Raw genomic sequence first — 18,972 nt, forward strand, 5'->3', positions numbered from 1 at the left:
ATTTGCGCTTTAATGCAGCGCATCAGCGCGTGAATCTGCATTAAAGCGTGAGAACACCCCAGCGCCGCAGTCGACGCGCAACGGCACAGCATAAAAAATCCCGGGACATCTTTGCGATGTCCCGGGATTTCTACGTGGTGGCGGGGGAGGGATTCGAACCCTCGACCTCCGGGTTATGAGCCCGGCGAGCTACCGAACTGCTCCACCCCGCGGTGCGTGTACCACTATACGGAACCTTGCGGTGAACACCAAATTAAGCGGGTGTGATGTGTATCGCACCGCATTTCAGCAGGTGTCCCGGCAACGATTCCACCCAGCAACCACAGTGCTCAACAAACGGTCACCGCCCCCGCCAAGCCCGCTGGGCAAAACAGCTGGCCAAGCCCGCTTGACGCAGCGTCCGCCCCGGCTGCGTCAAGCGGCCGGGGCGAACGCTGCGGGCATCAGTCCTGGTCGCCATCCTGGTCTGCACCGGTGTCGCCACCCTGGCTTGCACCGGCGTCAGCACCGTCGGCCTTCATGGCCTTCTCTAGTGCCTTGCGCAGACGATCCTGAGCCTTGCCGTACTCGTCCCAGTTGCCTTCCTTCATGGCCTTGTCAGAGTCCTTCATTGCCTGATCGGCTTCCTTCAAAGCCTCATCAAGTCCTGCTCCCCCGGCGGCCTTGCCCTTGTCACCGTCCTTTGAGCCGTCAGCTGTGACCGAGCCCTTTTCGTCGTCCGAGGCATGGCCGGACTGTCCGTGGTCACCCGCGGACACACCGGAGTCACCGCCGAACACCTGGTCAAGTGCTTCGTCAAGGGTCGGAGCGAAGCCGATCTGCTCACCGAATGCCACCAGCACGCGCTGCAGAACCGGGTACGAAGTCTCACCCTGCGAACGGACGTAGACCGGCTGAACGTACAGCAGTCCTCCGCCGATCGGCAGTGTGAGAAGGTTTCCGTTCTCCACCTTCGATTCACCCTGGCGCAGCAGGTTGAGGTTCTGCTGAATGGCCGGCTCGGTGTTGAAGTTGTTCTGCGCCTGGCCGGGGCCGGGAACCGTCGTGTTGCGCGGCAGCTGGAGCAGACGCAGGCGACCGTATTCGTCGGCAACCTTGCCCTTTTCATTGCCCGCGTCGCCGCTGGCTGCGAAATAGCCAGTGAGGTTGTTGCGCGTTTGTCCTTCGATGGGCCGTGGAATGAAGCTCGACGTCAGCGAGAACGTGGGCTGTTCCTGACCTGGCATCTGCAGCGTCATGTAGTAGGGAGGCTGCATGAGCTGCTTGTCACGTGCGACCGTCGGGTCAAGCGGCGTCGTCCAGAAGTCCTGTTTCGTGTAGAACGAGTTCGCATCCGGAACGTGGTACTGCGTCAGCAGCTGACGCTGCACCTTGAAGAGGTCCTCCGGGTAGCGCACGTGGCTCATGAGGTCGCCGCTGATTTCCGAGATCGGCTTGAGCGCGTTCGGGAAGATCTTCGACCATGACTGCAGGACCGGGTCTTCTTCATCCCACGCGTACATGTCAATCGAACCGTCATAGGCATCGACGGCGACCTTCACCGAGTTGCGGATGTAGTTGACCTTCTGCGGCGGAAGCGCAGCCACAGCACCCTGGCGCTGGGTGTTGGAGTCTTCCGTGACGGCCTGCAGGACCTGCGGCGTCGAATACGGGTAGTTCGAGCTTGTGGTGTAGGCGTCGACAATCCACTTAATGCGGCCGTCCACGACAGTCGGGTACGGGTCGCCGTCCACTTCAAGGAACGGTGCGACCTTCTTGACTCTCTCCCGCGGCTTGCGGTTGAACAGAATCTGCGATTCCGGGTTGACCGCATCCGACAGGACGATCTGCTCGTCCTGGAACTTCACGGCGAAGGCCAAGCGATTGAACAGCTTGCCGACATTCGGTCCGCCATCCCCCTGGAATGTGGTGTAAACCTGAGCACCGCCGTCCTTGTCATCGTCCGTCGGGTAGTCGATCTCGCGCTTCTCGCCGTCCTCCGGGCCGCCGACAATCGAGTAGGTGGGCGACTGTTCGCCGAAGTAGACACGCGGTTCGTATTCGCCGAGCTCACCCGTCGGCGGGATGTTGTGTTCGAGGAACGCCGGGCGGCCATCCGCACCCTGCTTATTGCCGTAGGCTGCGACAACACCGAAACCGTGCGTGTAGACAACCGACTGGTTAAGCCACGAAGCCGTCGCCTGCGATTCCGGGTTCAGTTCACGAACCGAGATCACGGTGTCCTGCTGTTTTCCGTCGATCTCGTAGCGGTCAACGTCGAGCTGCTCGGGGAACGAATAGAAGGAACGCTGCTGCTGCAGCTGACGGAACGTGTCCGACACCAGATTCGGATCCAGCAGGCGAATAGAAGCCGCGGTGTCAGCGTCAGCCCTCAGGGCACCTCGTTCGCCTTCAGTGGAAGGCTTGTACTGCTGCACTTCGACATCGGCAATGCCGTAGGCATCGCGAGTCGCGTCGATGTTCCGCTGCAGGTAGTCCTTTTCCAGACTCTGTTCACTCGGCTGGACCATGAACTGCTGCACGGCTGCCGGCAGACCGATGATGGAAACCGCACCGAGAACCAGCAGCATGACAACCGAGACCACTGAGAGCTTCCACATGTCGCGAAAAGCGTTCGCGGCCAACAGAACTGCCACGACCACGGCAGCAATCGCGATGATGAGCAGAGCCGGGATCGTGATGTTCACGGCCGTGTAGCTGGCACCGGCCATAAGACCGGATTCGTCCATCAGCCTCGTGTAGCGCTGCAGGAAAATACGCCCTGCCTGCAGCAGAACCAGAATTGCTGCCGTCACGGCCAGCTGCACGCGTGCGGCTTTTGTCAGCTGAATGCCCTTTTCTTCGCCCGGACGGATACCGCCGAACAGGTAGTGGGCCACGGCTGCTGCCACGAGGGACAACAGTGCTGCCATTGCGAGGAAGTCACCGATGACCCTGAGCATCGGCAGAGAGAAGACGTAGAAAGAAATGTCGAGCCCGAATTCCGGGTCGGCTTTGCCGAACGAGGTGGGGTTGAGGAACAGAAGCACCTCTTTCCACGCGCCACTGAGCGACACACCGCCGATGCCGCCGATCACCAGCGGCATGACAATCGTCATGAGTCGACGCAGCGGTTCAATCGCCTCGCGGTAGCGGTCGAGGTTTTCCTGCTGCGGGGTCTGCGGCACATAGACCGGTCGTTTCCGGTAGGCCAGTGACAGCGGCAGGAAAACCGCGAACCCCATAACAATCAGGCCGGCGGCGAACAGGGCAATCCGAGTGATCCACTCCGTGGTGAACACCGCGAGGTAGTCAACCTGGGAGAACCACAGGACGTCCGTGTAGATCTGCGCAAACACCACGTAGAGCGCCAGCAGTGCGATGACCGCGGCAATCGTCAGCACGAGAGGCGATGGGCCCTTGCGCTTCGCTGTTTCCTGACTGTTGGACACGGGGTTCCTTTCGAAGGCTCTCACCTGTCGGCGCTGCACGAAGGCAGGTCGGATGTTCGGTCTTCTGCAATGTCCTCCAGCGCGGTTTTCGCTGCGTGGAGATTGTCGATTCTCACAACTGTGATGTCACGGCCCTTGGCGGCGTCGACCGCTTCTGCGCAGTTGTCACGCGGGGACAGGAAGTATTCGCTGCCGGCATCGTCTGCGGCGGCGACCTTCTGTCGCGCTCCCCCAATGGGCTGCACGGTGCCGTCGGCTGTGATCGCTCCGGTTCCGGCGACGTTCTTGTCACCTGCCAGAGGCCCTTCGGTCAGCTTGTCGATGATCGTCAGCGCAAACACCGTGCCGGCTGATGGGCCGCCGATGTTGTCGAGGTTGAACTTCACGTCGACGGGGAAGTCGAAGTCCTGGTTCAGCAGAACTCCCATCCGGTGTTTGCCGTCGATCATGGTCGGCTGGACCGTTTCGGTCCGCTCCTTTCCCCCGCTTTCGAGGCGGAGCTCCACCGGGCTGCCCTTCTCGACTTCCGCGTGGATTGTCTGCAGGGCGTCCGGACCTTCGACTTCTTTGCCGTTGATGGCCAGCACGGTGTCGCCCTGGGCGACTTTGCCGCGTGCCGGTCCGTCGGCAGGGTCTTCTGCCACTCGCATGCGGACTGTGTAGTCCATGCCGAGTTCGCTGAGCGCCGCGGCCGTGGCGATGTCCTGGGAGCTGGTCATCTGCGCCGTGTTGGTCTGGCTGACCTGCTCACCAGTTGTGTCCAGCGGGTACATAGATTCGGTCGGCACGACGGTTTCTGTCCCCTTGAGAACCCCCATGAATGCGCGCAGTGCGCTCATGTGGCGGTCGGGACCTCCCACCACGCCGACGGTGAGCATGTTGAGCTGCCCGTCAGTGGGATAGGTTTTCGCTCCCGTGATTTCGACGACGTCTTTGTCGGTGTCTTTGACTTTCCCCAGCGTGTTGAACACCGGGCCGGGGGTTTCGACCATGTACGGGACGGGCAGAACAACTGTGACCAACACGAGAACGAACGCGAGAAAGCTCGAAACGGCGAATGCGGAGATCCGCCTGCGGGGCTGGTCAGAGTGCCTGGCCACAGTGTCCTTTCAGTTGGTCGGCTTGAAGCATTCTAGTCGGTGCCGTGACGACACCACCATTCGGCGTTACGTCGAGAGCGAAATGTGCAGTCGACGGCGCTGAGTGGAAATCTTTTAGCGCTTCGCTTCGTTACCCTGAAAAGAACGATCAACCCATGGGGGCCAACATGAGTGATGACAAAGACCGTCCAGATGACGACCCGAGGAACAACATGTTCGGCATGTTCTTCGGCGGCGGGCAGGGGCCGTTCAACATGGATCCAAGCCAGCTGGGATCGATGATGAGCAGCTTCCAGTCAATGATGTCCCCTCCCGACCCAGAAGAAGCCGCCCTGCGGACAGCCGAAAGCGCTGTCCCCCAGCCGGACCCGACCGTGACCAACGAAACCAGCCAAGCCACGGCAGATGCGTTCCGCCTCGCCGAACTGTGGCTCTCAAAGGTGACAGACGCCTCGTCAGGGGCTGCCGGCGTTCAGGCACTCAGCCGCCGAGGCTGGGTCAAGGAGACGATCGGCGGTTGGCTGTCGCTAGCCTCCCCCATCCAGGAACGGACCGCTTCCGGACTCACAGAGAGCATCACGGAGCAGATTCCCGAGGAGATGCGCGGCTTTCTCAGCAGCGCACAGCCGATGCTTGCCTCCATGACAACGTCGATGTTCGCCTCCCAGCTGGGGCAGGCCGCCGCTGCACTGTCCGGCTCCGTGCTCACCGGCACGGAGTACGGTCTGCCGCTGGCATCAAGCCAGCGTCCCTCCATGGTGAGCGCAAACATCACGGGCTTCGCCGCTGAAATCGATGTCGACGTGACCGAGCTGCGCATCTACCTGGCCGCTCTGGAACTGGCACACTACGCGCTGTTTGCTCGCGCGCCGTGGCTGCGCAGGCACATTGAAGATGCCGTGCGCGCCTACGCCTCGACTGTCGAAGTCAACGGGGGCGCCCTCGGTGGCATCACACCGGACATGGATCCGCAGAAAATGCAGGAAGCGGCCGAACAGATGCAGAAGGACCTGTTCAAACCCGCCGATACGGCAGAACGCCGCGCCGCAGAACAGAACCTCCAGCGGCTGCTGTCAACGGTTGCAGGCTGGACCGATGTCGTTGCCTACGCCGCTGTCGAACCGCTTGAAAAGCGCGACCAGATTCGCGAAGCGCTGCGCGAACGCTACAGCACCCAGTCGGAAGCCGAAGCTGAATTCGCTTCGCTCATCGGGCTGAACATCCAGCCGACCCGCATGAACGACGCGGTGCAGCTGTTCACGTTCCTCGAGCAGACAGAAGGCGCTGAAGCACGTGATGCCGTGTTCAGCCAGGTGGAGTCCCTGCCGTCGGCCGTTGACCTCGACGACCCGCTGGGCTACCTGGAGCGCCGCAGCCCCGAAGCAGCCGACGCCGATATCGAAAACATGGACGAAGCTCTCCAGCGACTGCTGGACGAGGAATCCGGCAAGGACGACTGACGCCGGCTGAAGCAAGCAGCCAAACCGAAGCACAAAAGCGCCGCGGGGAGATCACCCGCGGCGCTTTTGTGTGCTGACGCAGCGCAGCGCTCAGCAGCGCCGCGGCTTATGTCTGTTCAGCTTTGCCTTGCTGCGGCTTCGGCGGCATCTTCGCCGTGCGCAAAGCCTTCGAGGAAGACTTCCGCTTCCTCCGCTTTCGGATGCCGGTTCGCCAAAGCGCGAAAAGCCGGTGAATGGTCGAGGTGCCGCAAATGGGCCAGCTCATGAACCAGGACTGCCTCGAGGACCCACCGGGGAACGTTCCGCAGACGGTCGGACACTCTGATATCCCCCGTCAGACCGCTTGCAGAGGCGAACCTGCGTCGCTGGTTCGCAACCCAGCGCACAGAGCCCGGCTCAATGCCGTCGGCGAAATAGCGGCTGTTGAGCTCCTCGGCGAGGGCTCGGAGTTCGTCGTCGCTGCGGGGAGCCAGCGCCCGGCGGCGCTGGGCACGTTCCAAAAGCCGAGCGATGCCGTCGAGGTTTGCTGCAACATTGAAACGCTGCGGAACAGCGAGCTTCCAGCCGTCGGCGGTCGGCTGCAGCGAGTATGTTTTCTTTCTGCGCGCAGAGCGCACCACAGTCATTTCTCCGCTGCGAAGCATTCGCTCAACATCTGCCGCCGTCATGGTCCAATCCAAGCAGAGGGCCCCACCGAGAACAAAGTGACGCGAACATGTCCAGAATGTGACCAACACCACGTGTTTAAATCCAACAGATTTCAAAAAATCATGCATTAACAGCCGAATTTCGCGGATTCTCGGGGCTGAACAGCCATCGACCACATCATCATCCACAGCTGTTTCCACAGGCGCGGGAGAAGTCTCCACAGAGAATCCACACGCGTCCACACTGCCACCCGGACTCCGCTTTGACGACGCCCCGTCGGTCCTTTAACTTTGAGGGACGGACCTGCGGAAAACGCAGTGATCACGGGCAAGGGGAAGGCTCGTGAACACTGACGGCCCTGCGGGTCCGCCTACTGAGCAGGGTCTGCACAGTGGCTTCGGCCCTCACCAGCCGACAGCCGCACAGCAGGCCCTGCTCGTGTTCTATCCACAGGTTTTCCACAGATGTAGAAACCGTCTTCCATCCGGCCAGCCCAGCAACGTAGATTGACTGCACTACCGGAGGTGAAGATGCTCATAATTGATCCGGCCGCCGCCGTCATCAGCCGAACGCACGCCTGTGTGCAGTTCGGAATAGATGACCCGGTCATCCTTTCAGGACTCAGCGATAGCGAATCCGCCCTCATCGACGCTCTGCGGCTGGGCGTTGAAGAAGACGACTTCGAACCTGAAGCACAGACACTCGGAGTCACAGCAAGCAGGGCGCACGAACTCCGCACACTCCTGACAGAAGCCGGAATACTCGTGACCACCCGGGTTCCCGGCACCTCGGCCCCCTGGCGTCTGCGCACGTGGGCGACCCAGAACTCGGCTGATCCCCTCGAGCTCGCGGCAAAAGTGCACCGCTCCCCCGTGTATGCCATCGGACCTTTCAATGATGAGTTCGCGACGGCAGCTGCTGCCGCAGGACTGCGAGCCGCGCCGGCGGACAGCAGCATTGACCCCCGCATCCACCCGGGCAGCCTCGTGATCATCACGGCAGTGTGGATGCCTGATCTGCTGAGCTCGGATGCACTGTTCGCCCGCGACATCGACCACGTCCACGCTGTCATCGGAGACCACTTCGGAACTGTCGGCGGAGTCATTGTGCCCGGTGCTTCACCGTGTTCCCGCTGCAGCGTGCTCTGGGCCAAACAGCATGACCCCGGATGGTTGGAAGCGTGGAAAGCCGTCCACCTGAGCGGACCGCGGGCTTCACTGGCCGACCCCGCACTCGTGGCCATTACGGCTGCCCACGCAGCCTCGCGGCTGCGCGCCAATCGGGCGGGAATGCCCGGCGCGCACAGCAAGCTGACCGTGTCAGATTGGGGATTCGAAGAAGACGCGGTGTCTTTCCACCCCGACTGCCAGTGTCGTCAGGGCTCCGATGCCGCTGCCGAATCTGCTGCAGTGATGTCTAGCAGTTCGGCCCCGAACTGAGCGAGTTTGACCGAGCCGAGACCAGGAATGAGAGCCAGTTGGTCCCGGCTGCGCGGAGAAGCTTCGGCAAGCGCGCTCAGCGTGGCCTGTGTCAGCACCATGTATTCAGGCACGCGCAGCTCTTCGGCTTTTGCCGCCCGCCACTGGCTGAGCTGCTGCAGCAGTCCGCTGTCAGCCGGAGCCGCACACGCGGCGCACCTGCCCATGCGCCGTTCAGCTGGCTGAGTGAGTGCCCTGCCGCACTGCCTGCAGGACTTCCCAGCCGAAGTGGCACGCGGTTCTTCTTCACGGTGAACAGGCTGCGAACCACGCATTTCACCAATAAACCGCGACACTTTGCGCTGGGTGCGAGCACCTGACTGTCGCATGCGCGCCCACGACATATCGAGTGAATCCCGGGCGCGGGTGACGGCAACATAGAACAGCCGGCGCTCTTCGGCGATATCGCGCGGAGTCAGCGCATAGGAAATTGGCATGAGCCCCTCGGTGAGGCCGATAAGGTGCACGCGGCTCCACTCCAAGCCCTTCGCTGCGTGCACACTGGCCAGCGTCACTCCGTCAACCGTGGGTGCGAACTGGTGTTCTCGCCGATCTTCCAGTTCCGCGCTGAACTGCGGCAGGGTGACCGGCAGCTCTGAGCTGCGCTGCATATCTGCGGCCAGCTGCACGAGGGAATTGAGCGATTCCCATTTTTCCCGCAGCGCTCCGGTAGCCGACGGCGGCTGAGCCTGCCAGCCGATGCTGGACAGCACCTCGGCAACAGCGGTGTCGAGTCTTTCCGTGCGCCGTGCCGCGGCAGAAGAGCGCAGTAGAACCATGGCCTCTTTGACTTCGCGGCGAGCAAAGAAGCGCTCTCCCCCGCGCAGCACATAGCTGATGCCGCGGGCTTCGAGGGCTTCTTCTATGGCCCGGCTCTGCCCGTTGGTGCGAAAGAGCACCGCAATGTCAGATGCGCGCGTGCCCTGTGCAATCTGCGCGGCTATCCGCTGGGCGACAGCGGCGGCTTCTGAAGCATCGTCTGCGTACTCCGAGGCGGACGGCGCCTGACCTCCTTCGCGCACCGCCTGCAGCTGCAGAGCTCCACTGCCGGTGTGGGCGAGGATCCGGTTGGCGGCTTCGACAATGGGCTGCCGCGAACGGTAGTTGCGCACAAGTTCGATGGTTGTCGTGTCCGCAAAGCGCTGCGCTGTGTTCAGCAGATAGTTCGATGTGGCGCCCGCGAAGGTGTAGATGGTCTGCGCGGGATCACCGACAACGCACAGGGAGTCCCTGTCGCCGAGCCAGCGCATCAGGAGGTCGTACTGCAGTGGCGAAACGTCCTGGAATTCGTCAACCACGAAGTGGCGATACTGACTATGCACGGTGGCTGCGAGGTCGGCACGCGAACCCAGCACTCCCGACAGCGTCAGCAGGACGTCTTCAAAGTCCAGCAGCCGGCGCTCTGTTTTGAGGTCGCTGTAGCCGCGCATGATGTCGACAACCGCGGAAACGCTGAGCCCGCCCGGCAGTTCACGATTACGCGCCTGCTGCGCGTAGTCCTCAATGCCCAGGAGGCTCACGGCCGCGTATTCGATTTCCGATGCGACGTCGCGGACGAGTTCGCGTTCGACCGTCATGCCAAGATTTCCCATGACGCGGGCAACAGCCCCGGCTTTGTTGGGCATGAGCTCCGGGAACGGACCTTCGGCGAACATGGGCCAGAAATAGCGCAGCTGGCGCAGGGCCGCAGCGTGGAATGTGCGGGCCTGCGCGCCGTCGACACCGAGTGAGCGCAGCCTAGAGCGCATTTCTCCCGCAGCCTTTGCGGTGAATGTCAGGGCCAGAGTCTGTTTGGGATCGCGCTTGCCGGTGAGCGCCCCATAGGCGATGCGGTGCGTCATGGCCCTGGTCTTTCCAGTGCCCGCACCGGCAAGGACTACGAGCGGGCCGCCGCTGTGTTCGGCAACTGCCCGCTGCTGGGCGTCCAGCGCTTCCAGCAGCTGTTCCGCTTTGGATGTCACAGCAGCTGTTCTCCGTCGAGCCAGGCACTGATGATCTGCCCGGCAATTGAGACTTCGCCGGGCAGAGACAGCGAACCGTCCGCTGTTCCGGTTTTTATGTCTTCGCGACTGAACCACTTGACGTCGGCGATTTCATGGCCGTCTGCCGCAATCGCAGCAGACCGCGCTCGCGCAGCAAAGCCGAGCATGAGTGAGCACGGAAACGGCCACGGTTGGGAACCGAGATAGCGAATGGTGTCGCAGTCGATGTCGGATTCTTCGTGGACTTCGCGCCTGACCGCCTGCTCCAGGGTTTCACCGGGTTCAACGAAACCGGCGAGGAGCGAGTACCGGCCTTCGGGCCACAGCGCGTTGTTGCCCAGCAGAATGCGCTCCGTGCCGGCGTCGTCAGTGTGCAGCACCGCGGTGATGACGGCCGGGTCGGTGCGGGGGAAGTGTTCCGTGCCGGCTTCCGGGTCAACCCGCACCCATCCCCCGGCTGAGGGCACCGTGGGGTCGCCCGTACGCGGTGAATGGGTGTGGGTTCTGTGCCAGTTATCGAGTGCCACAGCGGTCGTTGCCGCATCGATGTCGGTGTCGCTGAGCTGTGTTGCCAGTGCGCGCAGATCAACCCAGGTGGGATCGTCCATTGTCGTGCCGACCGCCGGGGCTAACAGGAAGTCGTCAGCAGAAGCTGCGGAGTCATCGAGAACAGCGCTGTCCGCGGTTGAGCGACCGGCGTCGTCAAGCAGCAGCGCCACGAGGTCCGCGGTGTCGCTGCGACCGATGTAGACCCTGGTGCCGGTCAGGCCTTCCCAGTGCTCCTTGAGCTGGGCCACCCTGAACAGGTGCAGGCCTTCACGGGAGACGAGCATGCTGCCGCGGTGGCAGAAGAAGACGCGCGTGCTGCTGCGAGCCAGGACGTCGGCAATGCTGCCGTCAGCACCGCGATCAGTGTGATTGCGGTCGGTTCCAACACGAGCCAGCGAGCGTGCTGGCAGCTGGTAGCGGTTCATGTCCACCACGATAGCCGCCGGCACTGACACAGATCTGACACGCGCCTTCGCGAACCTGAAGTGCTGGTCGCACCCGGGTAGATTGGAGGAGTGGACACTTTCGATCTTCGTGCAGTAGCAATCAGCACCGTCATGCTGGACGGGTTCAAGGCCAAGCGCTGGAAACGGCTCGATGACGAACGCGGCCCGCGCCTGCTTGTCAGCGACGGTGAGCGCACTGTCGTCGTAGCGGCCTTTGACCAGGCCGCAGCAATTGATGCCGAGGCCGAAAAACTCGCATCAGCCGTTCTGCGCTCCATTCTGCCGACCGAGCGCAGCTTTGCCGTGCCCCGCGTCATTGAGTCGCGGACCTTCCGCCCGGGACAGATCAGCGAAGAAGAATGCTGCATCGCGATTTCCCAGCCGCTCGAGGGTGCGCCAATGTCGACGGAGGATTTCCGCACCGCCCCGAGCCACGTTGATTCTCTGGCCGAGATTCTGGCGGTTCTGCACGGTGCCGAAACAGGGCCGATTGCCGATGCGGGGCTCGTGGTCCACGAACCTCAGGAGGCCCGGAGCCTCCTGTGGGACCTGCTGGACCGAGGTGCCGCCACCGGCCGCGTACCGTCGCAGCTGCTGGAGAGGTGGGAAACGGTTCTTGAAACTCCCTCCCTGTGGCATTTCCTGCCGGTTCCTCTGCACGGTGATCTCACAATTGATGCGCTGCGCACCAACGGCGAGTCGATTGTGACGGTTGCCGATTTCAGTTCGCTGCGCGTGGGCGATCCCGCCGTCGACCTCGAAGCTGTTTCGCACCTGCTGGAACCTGAGGACTTCAACAGGTTTTTCGAGCTCTACACGGAGCATGTCCGACACGATGATGCCGGTCTGCGCAGCCGCATCGACCTGCGCAGCGAAATGGCTGTTCTCGAGCTCCTTTTGGCCGCTGTTGATTCTGGCGACAACGCGCAGATCAAGGAAGTCGAAGAAATGCTGGCGGACCTTGCCGAACTCATTGTTCCGCAGGGTGACAGTGACGCGGCGGGTGGGGAGCCGAAGGAGGGAACAAAGACGACGGATGACTCCGACGGTCTGCGCCCGCTGTCCTTCGACTCCCCCGATGACGACGGTGAAGCCACCGACATCATCAGCCGCTGACAGCGGCCTCCAGCTCTTCCCAGCTGAGCAGGGTCCGCTCGCTGCTGTCTGCGCCGGCAGCCGCGAAGCGCACAACGGTGTCGCTGCCCAAAAAGTAGAAGGCCGCTGACACTTCCCGTCCCGCAAACTGCGGCATGCGGGCGACGGCGTGGGCATACATCGAAAGCTGAATCGCTCGGTCTGCCATTTCGCGTTCGCTGTAGGGCGCAGAGCCGGTCTTCCAATCGACAACCTCGAGTGCTGTGCCGGTGTCGAATACCGCATCGATTTTTCCAGAGATGACCTTCGGACCGACTTTGAGTTCAAAGGGAAGTTCGACTCCGGCAGGTGTGCGTTCGGCGAACTCTGACGCTTCGAACCGCTTCTTAAGCTGTTCCAAGCGTGCCCTGTCCCTATCTCCCAAACGCCTGGGCGTGTAGTCGTCCAGTTCAAGCAGGCTCGACTGACCGAACCTGTTCTCGACCCACGCGTGGAATTCTGTACCGAGAGCCGCAGCCGAAGAGGGCTTCTGCGGCATGGGACGGCTGCGTTGCCGATCGAATTCTTCGCGGTCGCCCACGAAGTCAACGAGAGCTGTTGTCGACAAGCGGCTGAGTTCGGCAGGCGCACTGTGCGGTTCTGGCTCAAGGAAAGCCTGTGCGCTCCTGGCCAGCCCTCCGATATCCGGCATGCTTTCGAGGTCGCGAAGGTTAGTGCCCGAAGCTGACCTGTATTCAGCAATGAGCTCTACGCGCTGCCTGAACGTCTGCTCAGCAACCACCGGCGGCCACACCAAGCTGGTCATAGGCCTGGCACTAGGGTCAGCGGCTTCGGGCAGTGCGACTTCCCGGCCAAGTGCTTCGGTGATCTCCTCCAAGAAGGGCGACAGGGTATTCGGTTTGGTGCGGCTGGTCATTGCTGAAGCGCCCAGCCACAGGTGCGTTTCCGCACGGGTGACGGCAACGTAGGCCAGACGCCGTTCTTCGGCTTCGTGGTCCGCTTTGATCTGCTCGCCGAGCGAACCTGCGAACAGCTCTTTCATGTCTTTTGCGGTGCTGAGATTCTGCCGTGTTGTGTCGAGGTCGGCCAAGTGCTGCCTGTCTCCGCGCAGGGGGTAGGGCAGTTCGGCTCCCGCCAGCCATGCTTTTGTGCTCCTGGGCAGAGTAGGGAGATCGCCGACGGTGTTGTCGGGGACCGCCACAGCACTGAACTCAAGACCCTTGGACGCGTGAATCGTCATAATCTGGACGGAGTCGGGGTCGGCTTCTTCTGCGGCAGCTTCGAGGGCTTCGCTTTCTTCAGCCACCATGAGCCAGGCAAGGAAGTCCGCCGCCGCAGCAGACGGGTGCTGAGCACCGTAGTTCAGCGCCATGGCCTTAAGCGAATCGATGGCCCTGCGATGGGGTTCGGAATTGGGCAAAGCCTCGATGTCGAGGTCGAGGTTGAAAACGCGGATCGCAGCACGCAGCGCGTCAACGGGCGATGACGCACTTCGGCGAACTGTTCTGAGCCGCCGCGCCAAGGACTGCAGTCTGCTGATCGCGACAGCCGACAGTCCTGCTCGATCAACAAGATCATCCAATGTGGCGTCGTCGGCGAATTCGTCGATACATTCAATGAGAGTAGGCACCGCGTCTTCTTCAAGACCTTCTGAGCGCAGTCGGCAGAAGCGGTTGAGAGCTCGGATGTCTTTTGCACCCAGTGCTGCCTGCGGTCCGCTCAGCAGCCGCATCACCTCGCTCGATGCCGTGATGTCCACTGCGGCAGCAAGAGCGGCGACAGCATCGGCCGTGTAGGGGTTGTCGAGCGAACCGCGTGAGCCGACAATCGCATATGGAACGTCCGCCGCCCGCAGAGCGTCAGCGATCGGTCCGATGGATTTGCGAGCCCGCACAAGGACCGCCCGGGTGCCCGTCCGCTCCTTCATCCACAGCGCAAGGTCACGGTACTGGTCGAGGCCGTATTGGATATCTGTGCTGCCCGATGTCGTGCAGATTGTCACAGTGCCGTGGGTCGCCTCGTCTGGTTCGGGCGCAGCCTGGGTGCCCTTTGCGGCGCGCGATTTGTGCTCCAGCTGCTTCGCTGAGGTTGCCGAGATCGCAGTGAGCTTAGCTGAGACAGCGTTTGCCGCGTCCAGAATGAGCTGCGCATTGCGGAAAGAAATGCTGAGCGAGTATTCCTGCGCGGGCTGGCCGTTGAACCTGAACTTTTCCGGGAAGTCGCGAAGGCTGCCAGCCGAGGCTCCACGCCAACCGTAGATGGACTGGCGGTAGTCGCCGACCGCGGTGACGGCTTTGTCAGAGAACAGCTTCTCAAGAAGTTTGAACTGGCTGTCCGAGGTGTCCTGGTATTCATCAAGCAGAATGATGTCCCAGCGGCCGCACTCCTCACGTCGGGCTTGTTCGTCAGCGGTCATGATTGTGTAAGCGGAAGCGACCTGGTCAGAGAACTGCATGCGCCCGGTTTCGCTCTTGTGCTCTTTCCATCGACCGGCCAGCACCGCGTACTGTTTTTTGCGCAGCAGCGATTCGATGAGCTCAGATGTCCCTGCTTCCACCACCGCGGCGACAGCTCGGTCAATGAATTCTGGTGACAGTGTGCGAACTCCGGCAGCTTCACCGGCCAGTGTTTCTAAACGTGCGGCGAGGGCTTCTTTTTCCTCTTTGGGAATGCGCTTGCGGCGAACCGCGGCTGCGTGTTCTGTCAGGTTGTCCGAACTGACCGCATCTGCCAAAGACGCATCGAGGTACGTGATCACGTCGTCTGACGTTTTGAGGTGTTCGTCAATCTGCGAGGCCAGGTGCAGAGTGTCCTTGATGACCGTGGCTCGTGATTTTCCAGCCGGAATATCGGCATCGGCCGCTTGGTCGACGAGCGAACCGAATTCCTGGATGGCTTCCGCATCGTCGAGGATGGTGGTTCCGTCTTCGATCCCGATGCTCAGACCGTACTCACTGACGAGTGCCGAGGCATAGGAATTGTAGGTCTGCACGGTTGGTCCGAACATCGTGTCCAGTGGGTCTCGCTCACTGTCCTCTCCCCTTTCGCAGGGCCTGCCTTTGGCTGCCTCGTAAGCCTCGAATGCGCTGATGAAACCGTTGATGCGCTTGGCGAGTTCGCCGACTGCTTTGCGGGTGAAGGTCAGCGCGAGGATACGGTCCTTGGCAACGTAGCGGTTAGCCACCAACCACAGCACTCGCTGCGCAATGACAGCGGTCTTGCCGGAACCAGCGCCTGCGACCACGACAGCCGGTTCATCGACCGGGCTTTCGATGATCTTCTTCTGTTCGTCAGTCGGCATGGGCTTGGTGCCGTCTTTGAGCGGTGTGCCGACGATCTGGGCGAGGTCGTCCGCTGAATAGAACGGAGGCTTGCAGTTCACGATTCGTCCTCTCCTGTCTGAACAGCGGGGCAAGAGCGCTTCACGGGGCAGAAGCGACACGCTTCGGCACTCGGTGTGGCAGGGAATTCTGCGGAGCGAATGCCGGCAGCTGTTGGCCGCACTTTCTGAGCCAAGAATTCCTCGCGCGTTTCCCCCGTCATGGGGTCCTGCATACGCCGATTCGATGTTCCGCCAGTCCCGGCGGCTTTGCGCGGGTACATGAGCATGCCGCCTCCGGACTCAGCGCCGTACTCTGACAGCGGCATCGGCTGGCCGTCCTCCCCTACGATGCGGACTTTCGGCAGACCCATGGCCGCTTGGTATGCCCCCAGCTGAGGGTCGTTCTGCGCGTCCTTCAGGGATTTCGGCGTTTTCGCGGTTTTGAAGTCGACGATGTGCAGGCGGCCGTCGCTGTCACGTTCCAGCCGGTCAATGCGCCCGCGGATCCGCCAGCCCTCACCGCTGTCGGCAGCCAAAGTCATTTCGGAGCCGATGAATTCATAGCCCTCACTGCGCCGACCCACAAGGAAGGCGTTGAGGTTGGCCACCATGTCGAGGCCTTCGGCATACTGCCTGTCGCGTTCCCACTGGGAGGGGAATTCCAAGAGAGCAAAGCCTTCTTCAAACGCTTCTTTCAGCTCCGCATAACCGCCCTGCGGGTATTCTTCGGCCAAAGAGTGCACGAGAGTGCCGATCTTTTGGGCGTTGGTGGACGGCATCGTGCCTGCGTGGCGTGACAGCAGCCATTTGAGCGGGCACTCCAGAAATGTTTCCAGGGTCGACGGCGAAATCGTCACGGGAACATCCGGAGCGGCTGAAGGTTCAGCCGTTGACCGTTCACGCCAGGCGCTCCAGGTTTCCGGCGACGCTGATTCGATGCCGGCATTGGCAAGGCTGGCCAGCAGCTGTGCCCACGGCTTGGGGTCGGTGCTGTTTTCAAACTGGCCGCGCGCATAGCCCACAAGTTGGCGCATGGATGCTGGCCCCACGCTCGCGTCGTCGCTTTTTGGACCAAGAATTCGCGGCTCGGCCGCGGAGTGCGTGCCCTCGCGGCCGAACTGCGCGGCGGCTTTCTGAACGTGTTCGAAAAACACCGACGGCAGGATTTCACCGTCGTTGACGGCGAGAACCACCGCGTTTGAGCGAGCCCGCGACAGTGCTGCTAGGAACATGCGGCCTTCGTCACGGACGGTGTCCCTCTGCAGCTTGCGGTAGCTGTCCCCCGTACCAGCATCGACGGGGCGAGCGCTGTCTTCGGCTGACGTCCACTCGGCGTCACGCCAAGCACCAGCGGCCAGATTGTCGTCGAGCTGCTGCTGTAGGAAGACCGAGCCGCGCACCCGGGTGTTTGGCCACGTGCTCTCCTGGACATCGGCGATGATGACGTGCTCAAAGTCGCGGTGTGCGACTGCCGCCGGTGTGGTCACCGAGACTTCGCGACTCTGTCCGGAGTGTGCCAGGGAGTCCTGCGCAACTGCCTGGCTCAGCACCGTCTGGGCAAAGCTTTCGGCTTGGGCAGTTGCTCTGTCGGTGAATTTCTGTGCCAGCGTCTGCAGGCGGATGACGGCGTCGAGGTCGCCGTTGCGTTCGTCTTCGGGATCGGATTCTGCGCGGCGCTGCCATTCGTCGGCAACGTCGAAAGCGTCCCAGACTTCCCACACTGCGCTTTCCGGATCGAGCTTGCGCGCACCTTCCGCCGCCGTCAGAACGCGCTGCAGCATGCGCACAATCCGGTGTCCCGCCGCGGTGTTCTCTGCTTGCGGTCCCCCGTCCGCGCCCACAGCACCATCCGCTGCATCAGCACTATCAGCGGTTTCGGCACGCCGGTCGATAGCGCTGAGCAGAAGCGCCCCCAGGCTGGTATCGCTGGTGTCTTCCCGACTGTCAGTGCGCAGCAGTGCTCGCCGCAGGCTTCCCGCGCCGACCGCGTCGAGTTCACCGTAGGGGCCTGCCGCGATGTCTTCGCACAGGCGTTCGCGCTCACCGGGTTCTGGGTTTTCGCCAAGGGCGAGCAGGCGCAGGATGTGCGCGGTTGCCGGTTGGGAGCTGAGCGGCTGCACCTGTTTCTGCACCGGAATCCCGTGTGCTGCGAGTTCTGCCGCGAGCGCGGATGCGGTCCCGGATGAGCGCGACAGCACCGCGATGTCGTCCCATTGCGTGCCTTCGTCGTGCCAGGTGCGAATGAGCGAGGCAGCCAAGCGCGCTTGCTCGGAATGAGTGCCCACGGCGGCGGTGGACACGGTCGAGGTCCCGGCTGCGAAGTCTTCCGGCGAAGCTGGGACGTGCCGACGGTGAAGATCGCGGGAGATGATGCGGGCCAGGGAATCATAGACGCGGCGAATGCCGCCGGCCCCGCGGTGCATGTGTGCGGCACCGTCGATGGTGAAGGTCTGCGTGCCCGCTGCCAGGTGCCTGAACAGCCGGCCGCCGGCGCCGCGGAATCCCTGCACTGTCGTGTCCGGGGATGTCCACAGGCCGATGGTCGTGCCTTTGGCTTCGAGTGCCAGCAGGAAATCAAGCGCGGTGTCGGGGAAGTCCTGTGCAGAGTCCAGCAGAATGTGGGTCGGCACCGTTTCCGAAGAGAACGACCAGCTGTTCCCGGCTTCCGCGCTGTCGCCGGCGACTACCGAAGCTGCGTGGGCGAAGACCGCGGCTGTGTCGACGCCGCCGAAAACGGGGATCGCAAGGAGGCCTTCGTAATCCTGCAGGACGCGAGCCAGGGCCTGCCATTCCTGCAGGCCTCGCCTTTTGCCCAGCCGTTTCAGTTCATCCGATTTCATGCCGTAGCCCATAACGGCGTTCAGTGCATCGCGCATCTGCCGACGAAAGCCGGAGGTGTCACGGAGTTCTCTGCTGAAGCCCGGCGGCCATTCGGGACCGGAAACCCGTCCGGATTCAAAGCCTTCGAGAATAGAGGCCAGCAGGTATTCCTGGTCTGCACCGGAAATGAAGTCAAGCGGCCGGCCGTCTACAGCCGTCGAATGCGCTGATACGAGCGAAAAAGCGTAGGAGTGGACCGACCGGGCTGCCGGTGCGGAGCGAATGGTGTCGGCACTCGGCAGACGATCGCGCAGGGTGTCTGCGTGTTCGCGGCTGGGAGTGAGCGCAAGAACGGATTCGTGTCCCCCACGCCCAGCCAAAACGGAGTAGGTGTTGATCAGCTGTTCGGTCTTTCCTGTACCGGGACCGCCGAACACCGCCGTCCGCTGCCCGGCAAGCAGGGATTCAACCGCCGCGTCGTCCACACCAGCGCGCTCTGCGTCCCTGCTTTTTGCACCCGAGTTCGTCATCATGCTCCTATGAGACCACGAACCACTGACATAAGGGCCGCACGCACAGAAAAAAGATCTAGAATGGTCAGTCGTTCACCGCGGAACAGCTCCTGTCTCCGCGTCCGTCGT

At 62.3% G+C, this 18,972-nt stretch carries 10 protein-coding genes and 1 tRNA gene; 3 read left to right on the plus strand and 8 right to left on the minus strand.

What is annotated here, in order from left to right; translation table 11 throughout:
* Positions 1-135: 135 nt before the first annotated feature.
* The 3 genes from HMPREF3092_RS02575 to HMPREF3092_RS02585 form a co-directional block, all read right to left on the minus strand.
* Positions 136-212: transfer RNA gene (locus HMPREF3092_RS02575), tRNA-Met, on the minus strand.
* Positions 213-443: 231 nt separating this feature from the next.
* Positions 444-3,431: a UPF0182 family membrane protein gene (locus HMPREF3092_RS02580; RefSeq protein ID WP_070423767.1), complete on the minus strand. Its 2,988-nt coding sequence runs from the start codon at positions 3,429-3,431 to the stop codon at positions 444-446.
* A 20-nt stretch (positions 3,432-3,451) separates the two neighbouring features.
* Positions 3,452-4,531, minus strand: a complete 1,080-nt coding sequence (locus HMPREF3092_RS02585) for a YlbL family protein (protein WP_070423727.1) — start codon at positions 4,529-4,531, stop codon at positions 3,452-3,454.
* Positions 4,532-4,698: 167 nt separating this feature from the next.
* Between HMPREF3092_RS02585 and HMPREF3092_RS02590 the strand changes: the two genes are divergently transcribed.
* The gene (locus tag HMPREF3092_RS02590; protein WP_162131034.1) at positions 4,699-5,991 is read left to right on the plus strand and encodes a zinc-dependent metalloprotease; all 1,293 of its coding nucleotides are present in this window, start codon (positions 4,699-4,701) and stop codon (positions 5,989-5,991) included.
* A 116-nt stretch (positions 5,992-6,107) separates the two neighbouring features.
* Here the strand turns inward: HMPREF3092_RS02590 and HMPREF3092_RS02595 are convergent, their stop codons facing one another.
* A complete protein-coding gene (locus HMPREF3092_RS02595; RefSeq protein ID WP_070423728.1) occupies positions 6,108-6,659 on the minus strand; it encodes a M48 metallopeptidase family protein in 552 nt (183 codons plus the stop codon).
* Between the two features lie 486 nt (positions 6,660-7,145).
* Between HMPREF3092_RS02595 and HMPREF3092_RS02600 the strand changes: the two genes are divergently transcribed.
* Positions 7,146-8,078, plus strand: coding sequence for a hypothetical protein (locus tag HMPREF3092_RS02600; RefSeq protein WP_141737937.1), 933 nt, complete (start codon positions 7,146-7,148; stop codon positions 8,076-8,078).
* On the opposite strand, the gene HMPREF3092_RS02605 is transcribed toward HMPREF3092_RS02600, so the two are convergent.
* Positions 8,015-10,078, minus strand: coding sequence for an ATP-dependent DNA helicase UvrD2 (locus tag HMPREF3092_RS02605; RefSeq protein WP_070423729.1), 2,064 nt, complete (start codon positions 10,076-10,078; stop codon positions 8,015-8,017). The genes HMPREF3092_RS02600 and HMPREF3092_RS02605 overlap by 64 nt on opposite strands.
* Positions 10,075-11,073, minus strand: a complete 999-nt coding sequence (gene nudC, locus HMPREF3092_RS02610) for an NAD(+) diphosphatase (RefSeq protein ID WP_256174361.1) — start codon at positions 11,071-11,073, stop codon at positions 10,075-10,077. Before nudC ends, HMPREF3092_RS02605 begins: the two co-directional genes overlap by 4 nt.
* Before the next feature lie 90 nt (positions 11,074-11,163).
* On the opposite strand from nudC, the gene HMPREF3092_RS02615 reads away from it, so the two are divergent.
* Positions 11,164-12,210 (plus strand): phosphotransferase, encoded by a 1,047-nt coding sequence (locus HMPREF3092_RS02615; RefSeq protein WP_070423730.1) that lies wholly within the window; start codon positions 11,164-11,166, stop codon positions 12,208-12,210.
* Here the strand turns inward: HMPREF3092_RS02615 and HMPREF3092_RS02620 are convergent.
* Positions 12,200-15,571: an ATP-dependent helicase gene (locus tag HMPREF3092_RS02620; RefSeq protein WP_070423731.1), complete on the minus strand. Its 3,372-nt coding sequence runs from the start codon at positions 15,569-15,571 to the stop codon at positions 12,200-12,202. The two genes, HMPREF3092_RS02615 and HMPREF3092_RS02620, sit on opposite strands and share 11 nt — an antisense overlap.
* Positions 15,568-18,864 carry a PD-(D/E)XK nuclease family protein gene (locus tag HMPREF3092_RS02625; protein ID WP_083274210.1) on the minus strand — a complete coding sequence of 1,099 codons (3,297 nt, stop codon included), beginning with the start codon at positions 18,862-18,864 and terminating at the stop codon, positions 15,568-15,570. Before HMPREF3092_RS02625 ends, HMPREF3092_RS02620 begins: the two co-directional genes overlap by 4 nt.
* Positions 18,865-18,972 lie beyond the last annotated feature (108 nt).

This window comes from Brevibacterium sp. HMSC24B04, assembly GCF_001806835.1.
GTDB classification, from domain to species: Bacteria; Actinomycetota; Actinomycetes; order Actinomycetales; family Brevibacteriaceae; genus Brevibacterium; species Brevibacterium ravenspurgense.

Excerpts from the sequence above, each read along its gene's own strand:
- nudC (WP_256174361.1), bottom strand. The coding sequence starts at position 11,073 with ATGAACCGCTACCAGCTGCCAGCACGCTCGCTGGCTCGTGTTGGAACC.
- HMPREF3092_RS02590 (WP_162131034.1), top strand. The coding sequence starts at position 4,699 with ATGAGTGATGACAAAGACCGTCCAGATGACGACCCGAGGAACAACATG.
- HMPREF3092_RS02595 (WP_070423728.1), bottom strand. The coding sequence starts at position 6,659 with ATGACGGCGGCAGATGTTGAGCGAATGCTTCGCAGCGGAGAAATGACT.
- HMPREF3092_RS02625 (WP_083274210.1), bottom strand. The coding sequence starts at position 18,864 with ATGATGACGAACTCGGGTGCAAAAAGCAGGGACGCAGAGCGCGCTGGT.